At 69.7% G+C, this 20,306-nt stretch carries 19 protein-coding genes and 1 pseudogene; 14 read left to right on the forward strand and 6 right to left on the reverse strand.

The window, feature by feature from the left end:
• Positions 1 to 200: 200 nt before the first annotated feature.
• From AOK23_RS48395 to AOK23_RS09480, 3 genes are all read right to left on the reverse strand, one after another.
• Entirely contained in the window at positions 201 to 368 is a 168-nt protein-coding gene (locus AOK23_RS48395; protein ID WP_169797849.1) for a hypothetical protein, read from the reverse strand.
• 221 nt (positions 369 to 589) lie between these two features.
• Entirely contained in the window at positions 590 to 856 is a 267-nt protein-coding gene (locus AOK23_RS09475; protein WP_055712300.1) for a hypothetical protein, read from the reverse strand.
• A 54-nt stretch (positions 857 to 910) separates the two neighbouring features.
• Positions 911 to 1,303 (reverse strand): hypothetical protein, encoded by a 393-nt coding sequence (locus AOK23_RS09480; RefSeq protein ID WP_055712301.1) that lies wholly within the window; start codon positions 1,301 to 1,303, stop codon positions 911 to 913.
• 289 nt (positions 1,304 to 1,592) lie between these two features.
• Between AOK23_RS09480 and AOK23_RS09485 the strand changes: the two genes are divergently transcribed.
• The 3 genes from AOK23_RS09485 (at position 1,593) to AOK23_RS09495 (ending at position 5,606) form a co-directional block, all read left to right on the forward strand.
• Positions 1,593 to 4,268, forward strand: a complete 2,676-nt coding sequence (locus AOK23_RS09485; protein ID WP_079049387.1) for a DEAD/DEAH box helicase — start codon at positions 1,593 to 1,595, stop codon at positions 4,266 to 4,268.
• Between the two features lie 289 nt (positions 4,269 to 4,557).
• Positions 4,558 to 5,403: an RNA polymerase sigma factor gene (locus AOK23_RS09490; RefSeq protein ID WP_055712303.1), complete on the forward strand. Its 846-nt coding sequence runs from the start codon at positions 4,558 to 4,560 to the stop codon at positions 5,401 to 5,403.
• Entirely contained in the window at positions 5,400 to 5,606 is a 207-nt protein-coding gene (locus AOK23_RS09495; RefSeq protein ID WP_157877983.1) for a hypothetical protein, read from the forward strand. Before AOK23_RS09490 ends, AOK23_RS09495 begins: the two co-directional genes overlap by 4 nt.
• A 264-nt stretch (positions 5,607 to 5,870) precedes the next feature.
• On the opposite strand, the gene AOK23_RS09500 is transcribed toward AOK23_RS09495, so the two are convergent.
• The gene (locus tag AOK23_RS09500) at positions 5,871 to 6,209 is read right to left on the reverse strand and encodes a hypothetical protein (protein ID WP_157877984.1); all 339 of its coding nucleotides are present in this window, start codon (positions 6,207 to 6,209) and stop codon (positions 5,871 to 5,873) included.
• Between the two features lie 65 nt (positions 6,210 to 6,274).
• Here AOK23_RS09500 and AOK23_RS44775 point away from each other — a divergent pair.
• Positions 6,275 to 6,537 (forward strand): annotated as a pseudogene (locus AOK23_RS44775) (LexA family protein); the annotation flags it as partial.
• Positions 6,538 to 6,597: 60 nt separating this feature from the next.
• On the opposite strand, the gene AOK23_RS09505 reads toward AOK23_RS44775, so the two are convergent.
• Positions 6,598 to 7,476, reverse strand: a complete 879-nt coding sequence (locus AOK23_RS09505) for a nucleoside triphosphate pyrophosphohydrolase family protein (protein ID WP_055712306.1) — start codon at positions 7,474 to 7,476, stop codon at positions 6,598 to 6,600.
• Positions 7,477 to 7,574: 98 nt separating this feature from the next.
• On the opposite strand from AOK23_RS09505, the gene AOK23_RS09510 reads away from it, so the two are divergent.
• Genes AOK23_RS09510 through AOK23_RS09525 form a run of 4 tightly spaced genes read left to right on the forward strand, consistent with a single transcriptional unit; the run spans position 7,575 to position 9,981 of the window.
• Positions 7,575 to 7,859 (forward strand): acyl carrier protein, encoded by a 285-nt coding sequence (locus AOK23_RS09510; protein ID WP_063791310.1) that lies wholly within the window; start codon positions 7,575 to 7,577, stop codon positions 7,857 to 7,859.
• Positions 7,856 to 8,263, forward strand: a complete 408-nt coding sequence (locus tag AOK23_RS09515) for a helix-turn-helix domain-containing protein (protein ID WP_055712307.1) — start codon at positions 7,856 to 7,858, stop codon at positions 8,261 to 8,263. The genes AOK23_RS09510 and AOK23_RS09515 overlap by 4 nt, the downstream gene beginning before the upstream one ends.
• The gene (locus AOK23_RS09520) at positions 8,260 to 9,138 is read left to right on the forward strand and encodes an ImmA/IrrE family metallo-endopeptidase (RefSeq protein ID WP_055712308.1); all 879 of its coding nucleotides are present in this window, start codon (positions 8,260 to 8,262) and stop codon (positions 9,136 to 9,138) included. Before AOK23_RS09515 ends, AOK23_RS09520 begins: the two co-directional genes overlap by 4 nt.
• Before the next feature lie 54 nt (positions 9,139 to 9,192).
• A complete protein-coding gene (locus AOK23_RS09525; RefSeq protein ID WP_240496331.1) occupies positions 9,193 to 9,981 on the forward strand; it encodes a thymidylate synthase family protein in 789 nt (262 codons plus the stop codon).
• An 8-nt stretch (positions 9,982 to 9,989) separates the two neighbouring features.
• On the opposite strand, the gene AOK23_RS09530 is transcribed toward AOK23_RS09525, so the two are convergent.
• A complete protein-coding gene (locus AOK23_RS09530; protein WP_206336164.1) occupies positions 9,990 to 11,015 on the reverse strand; it encodes a nucleotide kinase domain-containing protein in 1,026 nt (341 codons plus the stop codon).
• A 51-nt stretch (positions 11,016 to 11,066) separates the two neighbouring features.
• On the opposite strand from AOK23_RS09530, the gene AOK23_RS09535 reads away from it, so the two are divergent.
• From AOK23_RS09535 to AOK23_RS09560, 6 genes are all read left to right on the forward strand, one after another.
• Entirely contained in the window at positions 11,067 to 11,351 is a 285-nt protein-coding gene (locus tag AOK23_RS09535; protein WP_055712310.1) for a hypothetical protein, read from the forward strand.
• A gap of 245 nt (positions 11,352 to 11,596) precedes the next feature.
• Positions 11,597 to 12,919: a DNA-binding protein gene (locus AOK23_RS09540; RefSeq protein ID WP_240496332.1), complete on the forward strand. Its 1,323-nt coding sequence runs from the start codon at positions 11,597 to 11,599 to the stop codon at positions 12,917 to 12,919.
• 169 nt (positions 12,920 to 13,088) lie between these two features.
• Positions 13,089 to 13,934 (forward strand): TnsA-like heteromeric transposase endonuclease subunit, encoded by an 846-nt coding sequence (locus AOK23_RS09545; protein WP_240496333.1) that lies wholly within the window; start codon positions 13,089 to 13,091, stop codon positions 13,932 to 13,934.
• On the forward strand, positions 13,931 to 16,183 hold the full coding sequence (locus tag AOK23_RS09550) for a DDE-type integrase/transposase/recombinase (RefSeq protein ID WP_055712313.1): 2,253 nt from the start codon (positions 13,931 to 13,933) through the stop codon (positions 16,181 to 16,183). Before AOK23_RS09545 ends, AOK23_RS09550 begins: the two co-directional genes overlap by 4 nt.
• The gene (locus AOK23_RS09555; protein ID WP_055712314.1) at positions 16,177 to 17,205 is read left to right on the forward strand and encodes a TniB family NTP-binding protein; all 1,029 of its coding nucleotides are present in this window, start codon (positions 16,177 to 16,179) and stop codon (positions 17,203 to 17,205) included. The genes AOK23_RS09550 and AOK23_RS09555 overlap by 7 nt, the downstream gene beginning before the upstream one ends.
• A gap of 162 nt (positions 17,206 to 17,367) precedes the next feature.
• Positions 17,368 to 20,306 (forward strand): Helicase associated domain protein (locus AOK23_RS09560; RefSeq protein ID WP_240496334.1); only part of this gene is annotated, 2,939 nt, incomplete at its 3' end.

A 20,306-nucleotide genomic window follows, 5' to 3' on the forward strand; every position in this document is an offset into this window, starting at 1 on the left:
GACCTGCGGGACATTCGTCCCGTGGGCAGGCTTCCGCTTCGCTGCAGCCTGATCGGCGGGTCCGCTGCGCTCCCCCGCCTCACTGGTCCTTCCGGCTTCGCCTCCAGGACCTCAGGGCCCGCTGGCGCGGGCCGGCTGGCTACAAGGGCGGCTTCGTGGGCTTGGTGACGGGTTGTCATTGAAACCACGAAAGAAGTGGGTTAGCGCCTGCGGGCCCAGCCGGCGCCGATCCCGGCAACGTGCAGGGCCAGGGCGGTCAGCCCCAGCAGCATCACGTTCACCGAGGAGAACACATCGTTGGTGCTGAGTTCAGCCGCGTTGATCAGAAACGACAGGAAGAACAACACTGCCGCGACTATGCCGAGCATGAGACGAGCTCCTCTCCAGAAGGGGGTGAAGCCCGTATGCCCTGCCTTCGCCCTGGCAGACGTGAACCGCACGCCTTCAGGCCACTGCCGGATGCAGGGGCCGGGGTGGGTGCCGCTGTCATCAGATGATGCAGTATGTAGCGTTGGCGAAAGGGTAGGACAGTCCCTTGGACTGGAATCGGAACTTGCTTGGACGTTTTAGTGCGTGCCTGAATTTCGGGTCACAGCTCCATGACGATTCCCCATACCAGGGCGGCAGCGCCCAGGAAAGGTGCCAGCAGCATCACGAAGAAGGCGGAGCTGGAGAGCTCGGCCGGGTTCCGTTGTCCGGCCTCGCGCCACTGCCCGTTGCTCCAGGCCACGGCCACGAAGAGGACGATCATCAACCAGTAGGGGCCACCATGCCGGAGCAGCTGTACCGCGCCAGCCGTCAGGCAGAGCAGGGAGAACCCAGCGATGTAGGCGGGTTTGATGCCGTAGAGCGTCAACTGTTCTACCTCTTCTGTTCGTTGATGCGGGATGTGGTGAAACGGAGAAGCGACTCAGGGACCGCCCCACCCGGCCGACTCGTCTTCGGGATCCTCCGTCGCGTACAGGGACGGCCCCAGGCGCTGCGCCAGTGTGTCTCCGGGGATCTGCGTCCGGGTCACGCTGCCGTCGTCGGCCTGCGTGAGCGCCGCGTAGAAGGCCATGTCGATCCAGTCGCCGGGGTGGTGGTGGAAGAGGTCCACGGTGTCGTGCGGATAGTCGGTGCGCAGCAGGGCGAACGCCTCTTCGTACCCTCCTTTTGTCCTCGCGCCGGGGCCGCTGATCACGGCCGTGAGTCGGCCGGAGTCCCACCGCCACACCCGGATGTGCACACTGTTGAGCACAGTGAGGCCCTGCCATGGGTCCTCGTCTCGGATGAGTTTCGGGAAACTGCCTTCGCCGGTCACCCGGGCTCCCCTCTGTCCCTATGTGAGGACCTTCCGCGTTCCACCATCTCAGGCCTGCGCCGGCGGGAGCGACCCTCAGTGAACGCCGGACTCGGCGAGAGGCGCACCGTCGTACTGGCCGTCAGTCAGGCAGAGCTGATCGGTGCGGGCTCCGGCCTGGTCCTGGGCCCCTGGTACAGGTCGCCGAGCAGGCGGTGGTCATTGGGAGGGTACGGTATCTGTCCCACCTTTTATGCCGTTCCGATGCTGCTCAGAACCGTGGTGAGGGACCTCAGGGAGAATTTGCAGAATGCCGGGTATTCAGCTTCGGGAACACCAGATCGGTCAGAAAGCGGCTTTCCGTAAGTGGGTAGGATTTCCCGCAAGATCGTCTGTGCCGCCGGAGGGCGCACGGGCCACGATCGTGTCCGCGACCGGATCGGGCAAGACGATCACGGCGGCCGCGTGCGCTCTGGAGTGCTTCCCGGGTGGGCGGATCCTCGTGACCGTGCCGACCCTGGACCTGCTCGTGCAGACCGCCCAGGCATGGCGGGCGGTGGGTCACCGCTCCCTCATGGTCGCGGTGTGCTCGCTGGAGAACGACCCGGTGCTCAACCAGCTGGGCGTGCGCACCACCACCAACCCGATCCAGCTCGCCCTGTGGGCCGGGTCGGGGCCCGTCGTCGTGTTCGCCACGTACGCCTCCCTGGTGGACCGCGAGGACTTCGACAGTCCGATAGGCCAGGGGAAGGTTCGGGGTCCGCTGGAGGCCGCTCTGGCGGGCGGGGAACGCCTCTACGGACAGCGGATGGCAGGCTTCGATCTCGCGGTCATCGACGAAGCCCACTCAACCGCAGGTGATCTGGGTCGGCCGTGGGCGGCGATCCACGACAACCAGCGGATCCCCTCCGACTTCCGGCTCTACCTGACCGCGACACCGCGCATCCTCGCCTCGCCCCGGCCGCAGAGGGGCGCGGACAGCCAGGAGCTGCAGCTCGCCTCGATGGGCCAGGACTCGGCCACCTACGGGCCCTGGCTCGCCGAGCTCGGGCTGAGCGAAGCGATCGAGCGGGGCATCCTCGCGGGCTTCGAAATCGACGTGCTGGAGATCCGCGATCCCTCACCGGTCCTGGGAGAGCCGGAGGAGGCGCAGCGTGGCCGGCGCCTGGCGCTCCTGCAGACGGCGCTCCTGGAGCACGCCGCCGCGCTGAACCTGCGCACGGTGATGACTTTCCACCAGAGGGTGGAAGAGGCTGCGGCGTTCGCGGAGAAGCTGCCGCAGACGGCCGCTCGGCTGTACGCGGCCGAGGTCTCCGACGAGGCCCTGGTCGATGCGGAGGCCCTGCCGAAGTCGTCGATTGACGCGAAGTTCTACCAACTGGAGGCCGGCCGCCACGTGCCACCGGACCGGGTGTGGGCGGCGTGGCTGTGCGGCGACCACCTCGTATCCGAACGGCGCGAAGTGCTGCGCCAGTTCGCAGGCGGCATCGACGCCTTGGGCCAGCGGGTCCACCGCGCGTTCCTCGCCAGCTGTCGCGTGCTCGGGGAAGGTGTGGACATCACAGGCGAGCGGGGCGTGGAGGCGATCTGCTTCGCCGACACCCGCGGCTCCCAAGTCGAGATCGTCCAGAACATCGGCCGCGCACTCCGGCCCAACCGCGACGGCACCACCAAGGTCGCCCGCATCATCGTGCCCGTCTTCCTCCAGCCCGGCGAGGACCCGACCGACATGGTCGCCAGCGCCAGTTTCCGGCCCCTCGTAGCCGTGCTCCAAGGTTTGCGCTCCCATTCGGAACGCCTCGTCGAGCAGCTCGCCTCCCGCGCCCTCACCCACGGACAGCGCAAGATCCACCTTCGGCGCGATGAGGACGGGCGGATCGTCGGGGCCGGCGGCGAGGTGGGCGAGGACCGGGAGCAGGACGGCGCCGACGGTGCGGCCGAGTCGGCGCTGCTGCACTTCTCCACCCCGCGGGACGCGGCGACGATCGCCGCTTTCCTGCGCACCCGGGTGTACCGGCCGGAATCCCTGGCCTGGCTGGAGGGTTACCAGGCGCTGCTGCGGTGGCGGGTGGAGAACGAGATCATGGGGCTCTACGCCGTGCCCTACGACGTTGAGGTCGAGGTCGGCGTCACCAAGGACTTTCCCCTCGGGCGGTGGGTGCACCAGCAGAGGAAGGCGTTGCGGGCCGGTGAGCTGGAGGAGCGGCGCAAACTGCTGCTGGACGCGCCGGAGGCCGGGATGGTGTGGGAGCCCGGTGAGGAGGCGTGGGAGGCCAAGCTGGCCGCGCTGCGGTCCTACCGGCGGGCAACCGGGCACCTTGCCCCGCGTCAGGACCAGGTGTGGGGCGAGAGCGAGGCGGAGGGTCTGGTGCCCGTCGGGCAGCACATGGCCAACCTCCGCCGCAAGAACGGCCTCGGGAAAGACCCTGAGCGGGCCGCCGTGCGCGCTGCGCAGCTGACGGAGATCGACCCGGACTGGAACTGCCCATGGCCGCTGAACTGGCAACGCCACTACCGCATCCTCACCGACCTCACCGCCGACGAACCCGACCGCCGGCTCCCAGATATTCAGCCAGGCGTGCTCTTCGAGGGCGATGATCTAGGCAAGTGGCTCCAGCGGCAGAAACAGCCGGCCACTTGGGCTCAGCTGTCGATCGAGCAGCAGGAGCGGCTGTCCGGTCTGGGCGTGCAGCCGCTTGAGGCGCCGCCTCCGGCCCCGGCGGCCATGCGTGCGACGAAGGGCGGCCCGAGCAAGGCACAGCAGGCATTCCAAGGCGGACTCGCAGCCCTCACGCAGTGGGTGGAAAGGGAAGGCGCCCACCGGCCAGTACCGCGCGGCCACAGCGAAGAGGTCACCATCGACGGCGAGACGGAACCGGTGGCCGTCAAGCTGGGCGTATGGGTATCGAACGCTCGCGCGAGGCGAGACCGGCTCACCCCGGAGCAACTGGAGGCGCTGCAGGAGCTCGGCATGCAATGGGCGTGAACACGCCTGCTGATCTGTAAAGCGCGGTCCTGGTCCCTGGTTACAGCGTGTGGGCCTGCGCTCGTCCAGTCAATGCCGGGTGCGAGATTTCGGCTGCGGGTCCGTGGAGCATTTGCAGGCCCGCAGATTGCTTTTGAGCCTCCCGAAAAAATTTCAGCTGTCGTGTCACGTTCGCCAACTTCCCCTGCACACAAGCCCGTACAACAAGCGATCTGCTTCGCAGCTTGGACGCGCGACTTAAGAGCGTTGTCGGAGGTCGGGGGCAGGCCAGGACGAGGGGGCTTATGCCATGAGTGTGGATGCGGAGATCGTCGAGACCATCGACGCGGTGCTGGGCGGGGAAGGCGCGGCACGGATCGAGCAGGATGCCGCGCGAGTCGAGGAGCTGGCCTGCGGTGGGTTCGAGGGGCCGGCCTACGAGGTGTTCGAGATCGAGCTGTACCGGGAGGCCGAGCCGATCCTGCTCGGCATGCTCCGTAAGGGCACGCTTGCCCGGCTCGCCCTGAAGCAGTGCAAGAGCCGGGGCTGGAAGTTCTTCGTCCACGAGGACGACATGCTGCTGTTGCGCAGCAGCAGCATGGAGCGGGACGTCATCATGGTCGACGTGCTCGCCGAGGCGATGCGCAAGTTCCGCCGCGATCTGCGGAGCGGGCGGGGCTGGAAGGCGGACTACAGCGGACCGCGCGGCGCCTGCAGCCTGACGTCGTACTTCATCGGCCAGTGCGTGTGGGTGTTCCGGCGCGCGTATGTGAGGTGGGCCAGGCAGCGGGTCAGCTGGGCGCGGCTGCACACCGTGTACGACTTCACGGAGGATGCCGCAAACGAGGCCGGTATCGGCGGTCTGCTGCGCGCCACCAGCTACGAGATCGAGTCGGAGGTGTTCAGCACGGACTTCGAGGACATCCTCGAAGAGCAGGCGCCGGAGACGCAGGCGGTCGTGCGCCTGACGGTCATGGGTTTCCCGGATGCCGAGATCGCCGAGCGGCTGAAGCTCACCGGCGCCACCGTCCGCAAGCGCAGGTCGCGGTTCAGGACCGCCCTGTACCAGGCGGCCCGTGAGGGCCGGATCTGGATCCCGGAACAGCTGCACACGAAGTCCGTCTCCTGCGGGCACAACCAGCGGGGTGCGGCGTGAGCGTGCAGAACCTCCTGATCCTGCTTCTGGCCCTGGTTGCCCTCGCGGCCCTATCCGCCATCGCAGGTCTGATCGGCTACAACGTCGCCCGCGAGGGGGGCTCGTCGGTCTCCACGGCCATCGGCCGCGGCAGCTTCGTGTTCTTCAGCGTCATGACGCTGTTCATCGCGCTGCTGGCCGTGCTGGTACCGGCTGTGACGTGAGGCAGGGGTGCATCGGGCCGGCCGAAGTCCTCGGCCGGCCTGGGGCCTTGCGGCGGCTGGTCGTCACCCGTTGGCAAGGCCCTCCAGTGGCGGTGTAGCGGGTGGCGGACTGGGCGCTGAGCCCGAACAACCCGCAGATCATCGGGATGTCGCCGTCGGCGGCGTAGACTTCGTCGAAAATGCGGTCGTTGCGGAGCAGGTCGCTGGAGGCGGGGTACTGGCGGTACAGCCAGGGGTGGCTGACGGGTGCGGTCAGCTGGTGGATCAGGCTCGCTGGGACGGGAGCACCCGGGGGGCCTGCAGGGTCAGCAGCAGACGCAGACCGGTGCGGGCCCGGGCGGTGGTGCTGCGGGCCCAGCCGCGGGCAGCGGCCCAGGCGGCCAGTTCCTGTCCCAGCCACCGGGCCAGGACCAGGTCGGCCACCGCGTTGTGCCCGCCCGCCGCGAGGTCGCGGGGCGGCGCCGGGACGAGGGCCAACTGCCGGTGCACGGCCAGTACAAGCGGAGCCAGCAGGTCGTCGGCGCCCGTGTCGCCAGCCCTGGCCACGCAGTTCTTCGGCCCGGGCGCCCTGCCGGCCCGGACCCTGCTGTCTCTCTTCCGCAAGGAAGGTCCATAGCCGACAGACTGGATGAGCGTCACGACAGAGACCCAGGACGCCTCCGTGCAGCCCGCCGGCCGCGTCATACGCCCCGCTCGCCGACCGGATCGCCACCAAGGATTCGGTAGAGGACGGCTTCCCCTCTCCCCGCCAGCTCGTCGGTTACGGTGAGCTGTTTGTGCTGAAGGTCGTCGGTGACTCAATGGTCGAGGCAGCGATCCGCGATGGCGACTGGGGCACCGTCCGCCGCCTGGCGTCGCCGAGAACGGCGACATCGTGGCCGCGACGCTCGACGGCGAGGCCACCGTCAAGCGCTTCAAGCGTGAGGACGGCCCTCCTCCCGCATAACTCGCCGCCGGGGCCAATGGCGCTGGCAGGCTGAGCGGGCCTGGGTTAGAGCGGATCGACGGTGAGAAGGCGCTGGTCGAGGTCCAGGTGGATGATGCCGCCGTTCTGCTCGCGCAGCTGGCGCCATGCGGTGTAGCCGGTGAGGATGGCGTGCTCCCAGTCGGCGGCGCGGCAGATGCTGACTTCGAGGTGGGCGGTCATGTGGCCAATGGTGGTGAGTAGTTCGTTGTCGATGTGCTTGATGTCGGCGAAGTAGCGGTGGCGGGCGGCGTAGGAGAAGACGAGGGCGGAGATGCCTTCTTCGATGGCAATGGCGCGGCCGCCGTCTTCGGCTTCGTCGGTGTGGGGGCTGCTCTTTCGTTTGCGGCCGAGGAGGAAGCGGGTGACGGGGGACCAGCCGAGGACGGCGGCGTGGGCGAGGTGGAAGGCGTCGTGGAAGCGGTAGTCGTCTTCGATGTGGGAGGCGCTGGTGAGGGGATCGCCAGCGGGGGTGCCGTCTTCGCGGGTGAGGACGATGACGGTACTGCCGTCGTCTCGGGTGGTGGGGGTGAAGGTGAGGGTGGTCTGGCGCGGGAGGCGTTCGTGGTCGGGGAAGTGGTTGTCGAAGCGGGTGTGTTCGGCGTCGGGGGTTGTGCGCCAGCGGTCTTTGGTCTTTTCCAGGCTGGCGGTGGCGATGTCGTCGAGGTCGAGGTCGAAGCGGTGGGCGAGGGCGGCTATGTACCACAGAACGTCGCCGAGTTCTTCGCGTAGCTGATGCTTGCCCTGCTCATGGGCGGGCCCGTCGCGCAGGTGTTTCTTGTAGGCGGTGGTGAGGGAGCCGACCTCGCCGGCGAGACCGAGTAGGGGGATGAGGACGGGGTCCGTGTCCTCGGTGGGGGGTTGGAGGGTTTTGACGGCGGCCTGCTGATAGCGCTTGAAGTCCACGCCTCACTCCTTGTCTGATCTTGGGACATACCTGTCGGATTCCTCGACGTTGTCGTATCGTAGGACACCGACGTTGGAAATACAGACGATCGGGAGGAATGCTGAGCACCGTCACACCAGGCACCGACGACATCGTCTCGGTCGTGATCGAGTTCCTGGCCGAACTGCAGGAGAAGCCCGCACCCGAGGTGAGGGCCGAACTCGAGGACGGCGGAGCGGAGTTTCCGGTCGACTCGCTCCTGATCGTGGAGATCCTCACGCGCATTGAGGAGCACTACTCCATCACCATCCCTGCCGACCGCCAGTCGGCCGAGGCCACCCGGTCCGTGCAGGCGTTCGCCCGCGCGATACGGGAAGCCATCATCGAAAGGCAGCAATCGTGACCCCTCCGCCCTCCGACGCCCGAGCCCGCGATCCCGAACTCACCCGGCTCGGCGAACGACTGAAGAAGACCCGCGACTACCTCAACATGTCGCAGCAGTTCGTCTCCGACAACACCGGCATCCCCCGTTCGGCGATCAGCGACATCGAGCGCGGCGAGCGGCGTGTGGACAGCCTGGAGCTGAAGAAGCTCGCCCGCCTGTACAGGCAGCCGGTCGCCTACTTCCTTGCCGAGGAAGAGGATGCGGACGCCGGCGAGTACGCCCTGGCTGGACTGCCTCGCGCACTGGCCCAGTTGACCGACGGTGACCAGAAGACGGTGATGGAGTTCGCCGAGTACCTCTCGCTGCGGCGGGCGGCCGAGAAGCAGCAGGAAGACTCCGCGGAACAGGACAGTCAGCGGTGAACTGGGCGGTGGCGCACCGCATCGCCGGGATCGCGGCTGCCCAGGCCCACCGTGATCTGGGCATCGACCGCACCCGTTACGTACCCGTCCACCAGGCATTGAAGAGAGCCGAAGTCGTCGGCATGGCGCAACCGATGCCGCGCCTGTTCGGCGTCTACCTCTCCCCCGCCGACAACGGGCCAGCCGTGCTGCTCAACGCCAATCTGAACATCGTCACCCAGCGGCACACCGCGGCCCACGAACTCGGGCACCACCAGTTGCGGCACCATACAGCGGCCGACGACGACCTCAGCCCGGCGCTGCGGTGGGGCAACGGCAGCTGGCCGGACGAGGAGAAGACCGCGGAGGCGTTCGCCGCATGGTTCCTCATGCCACGCCCGGCGGTGCTGGCCGGTCTCGACCGAATCTGCCAGGGACAGCCGACCAGCCCGGAGCATGTGTACCGGCTGGCAAGGGAGCTGGGCACCTCCTACGCGGGCACCGTGCGGCATCTGCAGAACCTTCGTCTGCTGGATGCCGACCGTGCTCGCCAGTGGGCGAAGATCTCCCTGGCCGCGCTGCGCAGTTCCCTGGCGGGCGGGGCGGCCCTGTCTGCGGAAGCCCAGGTCCATGTCGTCACCACGTCATCCCATCAGCAGCAGATACATGTCGACGTCGGTGACGTGCTGACCGTCCGCAGCACCGGAGCTGCGTTCGTGTCGCTGCCCAAGGGCCTGGCCCGCTGCACGGATGTAGAGCAGGGGGCCGTGGTGACCGACGAGCTGGGCGATCCGGTCGTGCTGGAGGTGTCGGCGGCCGACTGGGACGAGCCGGTCCGGCTGACGGTGGTGCGGGACGCGCCCCGCACCGGTGTGCACGACGTCTGGCCGGACTGACCACCTGCCGCACCGGACTCCATTTTGCCCCCGTCGACCGTGCCAGGAGGATTCGTGATCAGCTTCGAGGTCACCGGCCGTGACGTCACCCGCGCCTGGATCGCCGCCTGCAATGCCTTGGACCGCAAGGACAACCCGTCGCGCACCGGCCTACACACCGTCGTACGCATCACCGACCCCACCACTGACGACACCGGCTTCCGCACGGAACTGGACCGGCTGCGCACCGCTAAACGACACGAGCCGATCGAAACCGTCGCCAGCACCCTTTTCCCGGCCGGCCTCGCGGCCCGAGCCGCCGATCACGCCGATCTCGTGTCCCGCTACCGCGCCATGTACCCGCGGCTGAAGAAGTTCCCGGGCAATGCGCACGGCACCTACTTCGGCCGCCTGGTCGCCTACCCCGGCGCGAAGAAGACCGACATCGACCAGGTCGGTAACATCATCAGCCGGCTGCGCAAGCAGGCCTCGGGCAAAGGGCCAATGACCGCCGCCTATGAAGCGGACCTCGCCCACCCCGGCGACGGTGACGTGCCGGCCGAGCTGCTCGTGCACGCAGCCGACCGCGACAACCTCTACCGCGGCTTCCCCTGCCTGAGCCACGTCTCCTTCCAGCTGGACCGTGAGGGCCGAGTGCACGCCGCGGCGCTGTACCGCAGCCACTACATGTTCGAACGGGCCTACGGCAACTACCTGGGCCTGGGCAGGCTGCTCGCCTACATCGCCGATCAGGCCGACCTGGCCGTCGGGACCCTGACCGTCGTGGCCGGGCATGCCCACCTGGACGGGCCGATCACCGCCATACGCCCGCTGCTGAGTGACACCCCGCCCCTGGCCGCATAACATCCGCCTCAGCTAGGCGCGTTGATCCCCCACTTGGGCGGGAACCAGGCCGGTACCGGTGCCGTCGAGGAGCGGTAGGTCTGCTTGATGCGGCTGCGGCCGCTGATTCCTGCGATCTCCGGGTGGGCGACGCGAGCGTACTTGTCGACCTCGCAGAACAGGTTCTGGCAGTCGATCAACTGCAGCGGGCGTCCACGCAACCCTGCAAAGTCCAGGCCCAGGCGGGCGAAGTGCTCGTCCTGGGTGTCGGCCATGTACCGGATGACATCGGCCTCGATGCCGTCGGCGGCCACACCGAAGCACTTGCGGATCCCGTCCCTCGCGCCGGGCCCGGGCACGACGAAGTCCATCTCCGAAAACGGCATCTGTGCGGCGTAGTTGAGGTCGATCACGAACTGGTACGCCAGGAACGGACCGATGGCCGGATAGCCCAGCAGGACTTCGTAGGCATCCCGCAGCGTTGGCGCCGCCAGGACCTTCTCCGGGGCGCCGGACGTCATCATCATCTCCAGCAGCCGCAGATGATTGCGGTGCTTGCGCTGCTCCCCCAGCTGCGGCGGCGGCACGATGTAGGCGGCCGAGTACAGCCGCTCCCCCGCCGCGAATGCCCGCGACAGCACCCGGTCAAAGACCCGGTGGTCGTAGCCGTCCCACCGCACCTCGCCCAGCTCACCGGTCAGCAGCCGCCACGTGGACTCCTTGTTGAAGACCTTGAACAGCAGGGTGCGGAAGAAGACCTCCTCCCACTCCGGCTCGCCGTCGTAGATGACGTCACCGATCAGGACCTGGCTGACCCGGTCCGCAGCCCGGTAGCAGTTGGTGAACCGGTACCGGGACAAAATCGGATCACTCGTCCACGGCCCCCGCCCACCGGACAGCCGCGCCTCGTACACCGCCTGACGTGCCGCAGCAAAACGCCAGTACGTGTCGAAAACGGGAGTCGGGTGCAGTATCCGCCCCGCAATGCAAATCACGGCCGCAGCAGCAGCCCCCGAGCCCTCCGGCCTCCGGCGTCCTTGCAGCAGCGTCACCATGCATTCAATATATATTCGATACAGGGTAGTTGGCACGGACAAGGGGGACCCGTGGACCTGCTGTGGCAGCAGCCCCGCCGCAACACGCTCGTCACCTGGCCCAACGACGTCGACCAGCGCCTCGACATACTCGTGCGGGCCGCAGTCGCCGCCGGCGAACAGACTTCCCGCTCCCAGATCCTGGCCGCACTCGTCACCACCGCCGAAGCGAGCCCCGACGCCGTAGCCGATCTCCTCCACGCCTACCGGCGGCTGCCCACCGATGCCCTGGCCGCGGACAACGAACGCCCCGACCTGCCCACCATCCGCACCCCCGGCCCCACGCGCACACAGTGACTCAGCGGGGCTTTCCGCAGTTGAAGTTGGGCGGTGACCTCTAGCCTTGTGCAGTCGGCCCCGGAACCCGGCCAGCCCGCCGACCGCGAGCCACCCAGGCAGGAGCCCGCGGACTGGCTGTAAGGCGCGTGTGGGGCTGGCACTGAGCAGGAGCAGGAAACGGCATCGGGGGTCTGCCTGTGGCAGCGGGGGTGTTGCGGACCGTGCCGTTGGCCGGGGAGCTGACCGCATCGTTGATCAGCCGTGTGGCGGCCCTTTACGGTCTCCCGACCGCCGGTGTGCTGCGGCTGTGGACGTGCCGCAACTCCGCCGCCCGGCACGATGGCGGCGGTACGCGGGCGGACGCGGAGGTCGTCCTCAACGGGGCCGGGCGGCGGGTGCTCTCCGAGCTGTGCAGGGTGGAGCCCAAGGTACTGTCGCGCGCTTTGCCTGCCTTCACCATGGACGACCCCAAGATCAGCACCGGCCAGGAGGCCGGGGTGGCACAGGCACGGTGGCGGGCGGCGGGCACGGTGGCGGGGCCGGCCGCATTCGGCTGCCGGCTGTGCACCGCGCGGCGCACCCGACAGGCACTACGGGCGGTGCACTACGTGACACGGTGGCATCGGGTCTGCCTGCGGCACGGACGCTGGCTGCTGGACGCGGACGCCGACCAGCCGCTGGAACACCTCGATGTGCGCAGCGCGGCTGAGGTGGTGGCCGCGCAGCGGCGGTGGCCGGGCGTGGCACGGCGTGCGGTGCGGGCCGGGGTGGAGCCGGAGCAGGTGTTCACGCTGGCGCATGCGGTGGTGGCCCGCTGGTGGGAGCAGGCCCTGTCCTGGGAGCAGGAGGAGATCTGGCCGCGCCGTCTGCATCAGCTGGCGGGCGGCAACGCGGGATCACGGCTTGCGTGGTGGCGGATCGTGGGCCGGGACGCGGCGATCTTCCCGGAGGTGGTGGCCGTGGCGCAGGCGCTGCTGGAGCCGGCCATGGCCGAGGTGGCCTGGCAGGCAAGCGGCGGGATGAACCTTCGGGCGCGGAGCGCCGACGATGCGTTCTGTCACCGGCTGGGTGAGCGGGTGGGCCGCACCTGGCTGGGGCCCGAACTTGCGGCCGACCACGGCAGCCCGCTGCACGGCTGGAAGGGCGCGATCGTGCGCGCCCGCCGCCACGAGACGGGACCGCCGGGCTGGCGGGAGGATCCGTGGCGGCTGAAACGGGAACAGCAGCCCTCCACGATGGCCGGCCAGTTACGCGTCATGGCGGCAGAAGCCCAATCGGGCGGCTCGGGGACCCGGTGGCGGGCCACCGTTCCTGCCGAACAACGGTTCCGTATCACGCAGTTGGTCGACGAGGCGCGCGAACAGCTGCTGGAGCTGCGCGGCGTGCACAGCGGCACCACCGCCGAGGTGGCCCGCACCCTGCTGGAGCACCTCAGCCACAGTGCCGACCTGATCGACCAGGCCCTCGTGCATACCGCCGCCGCAGCCGTCGCCTCCGGGGTGGCGCTCAAGGAGGTGGCCCAGTGGTGCCGCCTGCCCGCCGAGGAGCTGGCCGCCGTGCTCGCCCTGGGTGAGGGCGAGGACTGACACAACGGCCTGCAATGGGAGCGTGAAGTGCGGGACACTGCACTGACACCGGTGCCCGGGCGCGGCACCCTGGGGCGCGCGCAGCCCAACATCCGGCGGTTGCTCCGATGTTGCGGTTACCGGCCGGTTCTCCTGCGCGGCAGGTCAGGCATGGCGTTGTGTGGAGTACGTGATCATCGACAGCAGCCAGGAGGCGGCATCGTCCGCGGTGCCCGTGGCCGGGTGCCGCACCCCCGAGCCGCACAGTACGGGTGGTGCTGTTCGACGCGATGAAGCTGCGGCTGTAGAGGTCAGCCTGATCGATGTGCGCTTTCGAGACCCTCTGGGGTGCTCGCGTCAGGTCCCGTGGCTTGAGGCTGCTCAGGACGTCGTCTTCGAGGAGAGTCCTGCGGTACGGCCTTTCCCCGTCCGGCCCGGGCGGCGTGTGGCTCCGGGCTGGTGGTGGTCGTCGACAACCGGGCGGCTGGTGGCGTACGGGTCCGGTGTCATGCGGACCGAGCTGATGCTGCTGGACCGGGATCCGGTGGTGGTGGCGCTGGCCTGCCGGCCGGTGGAACTGATGTGGCGGGAGGAAAGCAGGGTCGTCGGTCATGCGCCGCAACTGATGGCCAGGCTTCAGGACGGCAGCGGCCTGTTGCTCGACTGCACCGGACGCAGCGGACCCTCTGCCCGGCTGGCGGCGCGGGCACGGGTTGTGGCGGGTGCCGCCGAGGCAGCGGGCTGGTCCTACCGGCTCGCGGGGCCGCCGGATCCGGTGCTGGTGGCCAATGTGCGGTGGCTAGCGGGTTACCGGCATCCCCGGTACTCCGCAGGGCCGCGGATGCCGGCTCTGCTGAAGGCTTTCGGCAGTCCGCGGCCGGCGGTGGAGGCGGTGTGTGAGCTGGGGGATCCGATCGCTGTGTGGCCTGCGGTCTTTCACGCGCTGTGGAGCGGTGTGCTGCGGGTGCGGCTGGACGAACCGCTGCACGAGCGTGTTGTCGTCTCGGTCGCACGGCAGGAGGCCGAAGCAGCGTGACCCAGGCGGTTGTCGATGTCGGGGCGCGCCTTCGCTACGACGGACGGGTATGGACGCTCGCCGTGCTGGAAGGCGCCCGGGCCACGCTGGTGAGTGACGAGGGCGCCTCGGCGGTGGTGCTGCTGCCCTACCTGTTCGCCGATCCGTCCTTCGAGGTGGTAGGCGGGCCGGCGCCGGGGAGGGTGCCGCCGTTCGGGCTGCTGGAGGCACTGCCGGTCGAGGTGCGGGAGCGGGCTCTGGCGTGGCAGCGGCATGTGCGGGAGGTGGAGACCGGCTTTCCTGACGCCATCGGGCAGGGCGCCCCGCGTGAGCAGTTCGATCCGGCCACGCGGAGCCTGGCGCAGCGGGAGCGGGCGAAGGCAGAGGAGTTGACGGCGGCGGGCTGGTCGGCGAGTACGGCGACAGTGCGCCGGATGCGGGCGCGCTACCGCAGCGAGGGCTTGTGGGGGCTGGTGGACGGCCGGGCGGTGCGGGAGCGATCGGCGGTGGGGCGGGCCGATGAACGGGTGGTCGCGGCAGTCAGGAAGGTGCTGGAGGGACAGCGGGAGCGGTCGACGGGCACGCTGGTGCGGCTGCGCCGCCGGGTGGGGTGGCTGCTGGAGGAGGAGTACGGCGCCGGGGTGGTGGCGCTGCCGCCGGCGTCGACGTTCAACCGACTGGTGCACGCGGTGGCCGACGGCCAGGGACTGCTGGGGACAGCCACACAGCGCCGGTGGCATGCGTCGCGGCCGGCACCTCCGTTCACGCCGACGGTGGCACTGCGCCCGGGTGAGCTGGTGATGCTGGACAGCACGCCGCTGGATGTCCTGGCGGTGCTGGACGACGGTGTGACCGGCCGTCTTGAGCTGTGTATCGCGCTGGACGTGGCGACGCGCAGCATCTGCGCGGCGGTGCTGCGGCCGGTGGGCACGACGTCGGTGGACGCGGCGATGCTGCTGGCGCAGATGGTGGTGCCGACGGCGATGCGGCCGGGCTGGGACGCGGCGCTGTCGATGCAACGGTCGGTCATCCCGTATGAACGGCTGGTGACGTTAGACGCGCGGCTCGAGGGGGTGGCTGCCCGGCCGGTGATCATGCCGGAGACGGTCGTCGTGGACCAGGGCCGGGTGTATGTGTCGGCTTCGTTCGTCTCGGCGTGCGAGAGCCTGGGCGTGTCGGTGCAGCCGGTACCGCCGGCGAACGGCCCGGCGAAGGGAAACGTGGAGCGGACCTTCCGCGCGATTGCCGACGGGTTCAGCCAGTACCTGCCGGGCCACACCGGCTCGGACGTCTCCCAGCGGGGCGCGGCCGCGGAGCAGGATGCCTGCTGGAGCCTGGCGCAGCTTCAGGAGCTGCTGGACGAGTGGGTCGTCTGCGGGTGGCAGGAGCGCCGGCACGAGGCGCTGCGGCACCCGATGATGCCGCGGGTCGCCGTCTGTCCGAACGAGATGTGGGCGGCTTTGGTGGCGGTGACCGGGCATGTACCGGTGCCCTTGTCCGCCGACAACTACGTCGAGCTGCTGCCTCTTCGGTGGCAGGCCGTCAACGACTATGGCATCCGCTTCGGCTACCGCACCTACGACCACCCCGGCCTGAACCCCTACCGGCGCCGCCGCTCACCACGGGCGGACAAGAACGGCCGGTGGGAGGTCCACCACAACCCCTACGATCCGAACCGGGTGTGGGTGCGCCTGCCCGAGGGATGGCTGGAGGTGCCGTGGGTCCACGCGGGGGCGGTGAGGCGGCCGTTCACCGCGTTCACGTTCGACCACGTCCGCCGCACCGTGGAGCGCCGGCATGGCCGTGAAGAGCACGAGGCGGCGATCGCCCAGGCACTCGATGCGCTGCTGCGCCGTGCCGGCCAGGGACTGGGCAGCAGGCGAGAGCGGACGGTAGCCGCCCAGGCCCAGGCGGCCGCGCAGATGACCGATCCCTCCCCCGCCGCCACCCCGCAGCAGTGGCCTGCGCCTCTCGCGCCGGGGGCCTCGTTCGGGCTGCCCGGTTCCTTCACCGTCCCGCTTCCAGGTGCCGACGGCTGGGACGCCGAGGACAGCCTGGATGACATCGAGGACAACCCGGACGACGAGGACTACCTTCTCTCCGCCCTCGCCGACGGCCAGGACACCGCGGCAGGCCACGCGGATGAGGCCGAAGCATCCGGGCCGACGGCCGAAACCGCCCGCGACCAGGCCGTCGAGCAGACGCCGGACGCCGCCGGGGCGGGCGGCATGCGCATCTACGACCCGTACCAGGAGGCTCAGGCATGGTGACACCAGTCCGGCCCGCCACCACGAGCACGTTCAGTCCGCTGACCACGTGGGACGGATGGCAGCAGTTCGTCGACACACCCCCCACGCCGGCGCTGGACGTTGGCGACCAGGAATGGACGCTGGAGCAGCGGGAGGATTACCACGCACGGTTCGTGGTGCTGAAGACCCCCGCCATGGACACCATCTCCACCGCGGTACGCCGCCTGCTGCTGCTCAACCGGGGCCAGCAGGGCGGAGCCAGACGCGGACTGATCATCTCCGGGCCAGCCACCACCGGGAAGACCACCGCCATGCAGCAGCTCGGGCGCACCGTCGAACTCGCCGACCGGCGCCGCCACCCCAACCAGGACGGGCGTCTGCCGGTCCTGTTCATCACCGTGCCGCCGTCCTCCACCCCGAAGATGCTCATCAGCGAGTTCGCCCGCTTCCTCGGCCTGCCGATGCTGGAGCGGATGAACCAGATCCAGATCACCAACGCCGTGTGCGAGCTGCTGTGCGAGCTGGGCACCCAGCTGGTCCTGGTCGACGATGTGCATCTGATGGACACCCGCAGCCGGGCCGGCGCCGAGACCTCCGACCAGCTGAAGTACCTCGGCGAGCGGATCCCGGCCACCTTCGTCTACTCCGGCATCGACGTCGAAGCCTCACCCCTGCTGACCGGCGTGCGCGGCTCCCAGCTCGCCGGCCGCTTCAAAATCGTGCGCAACCAGCCGCTGCGCTACGGCAGCGGCGCCGACAAGCAGCTCTGGCACGACCTGGTGCACGGCATGGACAGCGCCCTGCGGCTGCGCCACCACCGGCCCGGCACGCTGGTCACGCACGCCGCCTACCTGCACGCCCGGACCGGCGGCCGCATGGGCAGCCTCTCCCACCTCATCCGCGAAGCCGCCCTCGTGTCCCTGCTGGACGGCACCGAGAAGATCACCAAGAAACTGCTCGAACAGATCGAGCTCGACACCGCCGCCGAACAACGGGCCCGAGCACCGCACCGCCGCCGTATGCCCTCGCAACGCCAGCCCTGACCGGCGGCGTCTGCCTCAACCGTCCGTCCCGCTCCCACGTCTGGCCACTGCCCGGATGCCAGCACATCCGAACCCTCCAGGAACGACCTCTGCCCCCTCATGCACGACTTTCCTCCACCACAGCCGCAGCCGCCGCAGACAGCAACGGCACGACCGGGGCCGGTGCGGCTCGCGCCGCTGCAGGGCGAGACGAACCTGTCGTACCTGGACCGGCTGGCCGACCGCTACCGGCTCGGCGTCAGAGACCTCATCCCGGCACTGCTCCAGGTCGGCGGGGGCCTGTTCAAGGGCTACCGCACGGACGGCGAGGTCTATCTCAACGCCGAAGCCCGCGCCCGCATCTCCGCGTTCTGCCGCGTGCCCGAGGACATCCTGCAACGGGCCCTGCCCGCCTGGACCGCCCAGGAACCCCTCTCCCCGGACGAGGCGGGTGCAGCCGGGCGGTTCCGCTTCGGGGCCGTGGTGCCGACCGCGGGGGAAGGCTGCCGGCTGTGCACGGCCGCACGCACCGGACGGACCAAGCCCGCCCGGCTCTATCTGCAGCCGCACACCCGGATCTGCCCGCGCCACCGGCGCTGGATGCTCGGCACCCACTGGATCGACGGCGCGCCGGCCGATACCGAGCAGGTCGACCTGGCGGAGCTGCCGGAGATGGTTCCGGCGCACCGGCGGCATCTGAACCTGCTGCGCCATCGGCCGGACACCGCCCGCGCGTTCGAGGTCGCGCATGCGGTGGTCGTCTCCTGGTGGGCGCAGCAGTGGCCCGAAGAAGAGCAGTGGGCGCGCCGGGTACGCCAACTCACGCCGCAGGGGGCCGATCCCGGCTGGTGGGGGCTGCTGGCCAGGGACACGGTCACTTACCCCGAGACCGTCGCCCTCACCTCGGTCCTCACCGACGAACGCACCAGGCAGCGGCTGCTCGCCGACACCGGCGGACATCTGCCCCACACACTCGCTCACGTGCCTGGTCTGGTCGGCGAACTGGCGCGGGTCACGGGGCGGCCGTGGCTTGTTGAGCGGATCGCCTCGACCTCGGCCGGTCCTTTGCTGCTCTGGGCACAGCACTGCGTACGGGCCGACGCGGACGCAGCCGTCACCGACCGGCTGTGGACGCTGCACATGGCGCACCGGCCCCGCCCTATCGCCCGCGAACTCACCGCCCACCGCGACGCCGCACAACAGCCGGAGAAGACAGCAGGCGGTAGACGGCTCCACCTGGGGCTCCGGCACACCTCGGATCAGGCGTTCACCACGGGTCTGGCACACGCCCGCGCCTACGCCGCCGTCCACGGCCACCTCGCCGCCCCGATCCACAGCCAGTTCGACGGCTTTGCCCTGGGCCGCTGGCTGAAGAACCATCGGAAGTTCCCGGCGATGCCGCCCGAACATGTCGCGGAACTCGACGCACTGGATCCGTGGTGGCGGCCGCCGTGGAGGGTGATGTGGCAGCGCTTCTACTACCAAGCCCGCGACCACACCCGCGCCCGCGGAGCCCTGCGCCCCGACCGCGGCTTCCCCACCACCAGCTTCGGCCTGGGCGAATGGCTCTACAATCAGTGCACCGGCTATGACACCCTGCACCCAGCACAACAGCGCCTCCTGGCGGACATCGGCCTCACCCCCGAGGCGGTACAGGCGGCCCGGCCTCGCCGCAAGCACATGGCCACCCACTTCCAGCGCGCCCTCGCCTGCGCCCGCGCCTTCGCCGACGCCCACGGGACGCTGGTGAACGCGACCACCGACACCGTCCAGGACGGACTGAAGCTGGGGCAGTGGCTGGCCAATCAGCGCTGCAAGGACCGCGCCTACCAGCATCGCCACGGCGCCCCCTCGTCCCGGGCGCTTGCGCTGTCGGCGATCGATCCCTGGTGGAGCCCGCCCTGGACGCTGGAATGGCAACGCTCCTGGCACCAGGCACACACCCATGTCCAAGAGGGTCATGTCCTGGACGCCGCGGCCAAGTTCCCCGGTACCAGCAGCGCGCTCGGCACGTGGTTGACCACCCAGTGCGCCCAGTACGACACCCTCCAGCCCGGCCAGCATGACCTGCTCGCACGTATCGGACTGACAGGGGAGACTGCTCGCAGCGCTGCCGACCGGCCCGCCGAGCGTGAGGCGGACTTCGCCGTCGGTATCGGATACGCGCGCTCCTACCGCGCGACGCACCGAACCCTCGCCGCCCCGATCAGCACCGTCCACGACGGATTCCAGCTCGGACGGTGGCTGCGCCGGCAACGCCAGCACGCCCGTACCGACGCCGACCGGGGTTCACCTCCCTCTGCCGCGGCGAAGGCGTTGGACAGGATCGATCCCTGGTGGTGCCCGCCCTGGAGCCTGGCGTGGCAACGCGCCTGGCAGCACATCCACGACCAAGTCCGAGCCGGCCACCGGCTCGACGCCGACCACGACTTCCGCAGCTTCGCCTCCACCCAGCGTGCCTGGCTCCGCCAGCAGCGCGCCCACTACGACCACCTCCACCCCGACCAGCAGCGCCTCCTGGCCGGCATCGGCCTCACCCGCGAGAGGGCCCGCACCCGTCCCCTCAACCCGTACGCCGAGGCCGCGCTCGCGCATGCCCGCGCCTACGCCGCCGCCCACCACACCCTGGCCGCGGCCTCCTCCACCGTCCACGACGGCTTTCCCATCGGCCGCTGGCTCAACGACCAACGCCAGCAAGCCCGGCGCGATGCCACCCCCGCCGCCCGCCACCAGGCCCTCACCGCGATCGATCCGTGGTGGAACCCGCCCTGGGACCTGGCCTGGCAACGCGCCTACACCCGCGCCCACACCACCCAGGCCTGGCCCGGCGGCACACCGGCCGATGTAAGGAGCTGGATCAGAGCACAACACACCGCCTGGACACACCTACGCCCCCAACAGCAACAACTCCTGACCGACCTGAGCATCACCCCCACCGGCCGGCGCCGGACCAGCCGCATCTACCCCGCAAGCCCCGGGCTCGCCCACGCCCGCGCCTACGCCACCCTGAACGGCCACCTCGCCTGCAGCAAAGACACCCACCACAGCGGCTTCGCCCTGGGCGACTGGCTGACACAAAAACGCCGCGCCGCCCGGCAAGGCCGCCTCTCCCCCACCACCAC

Origin of the sequence: Streptomyces torulosus (genome assembly GCF_001419765.1) — a bacterium.
GTDB lineage: Bacteria > Actinomycetota > Actinomycetes > Streptomycetales > Streptomycetaceae > Streptomyces > Streptomyces torulosus.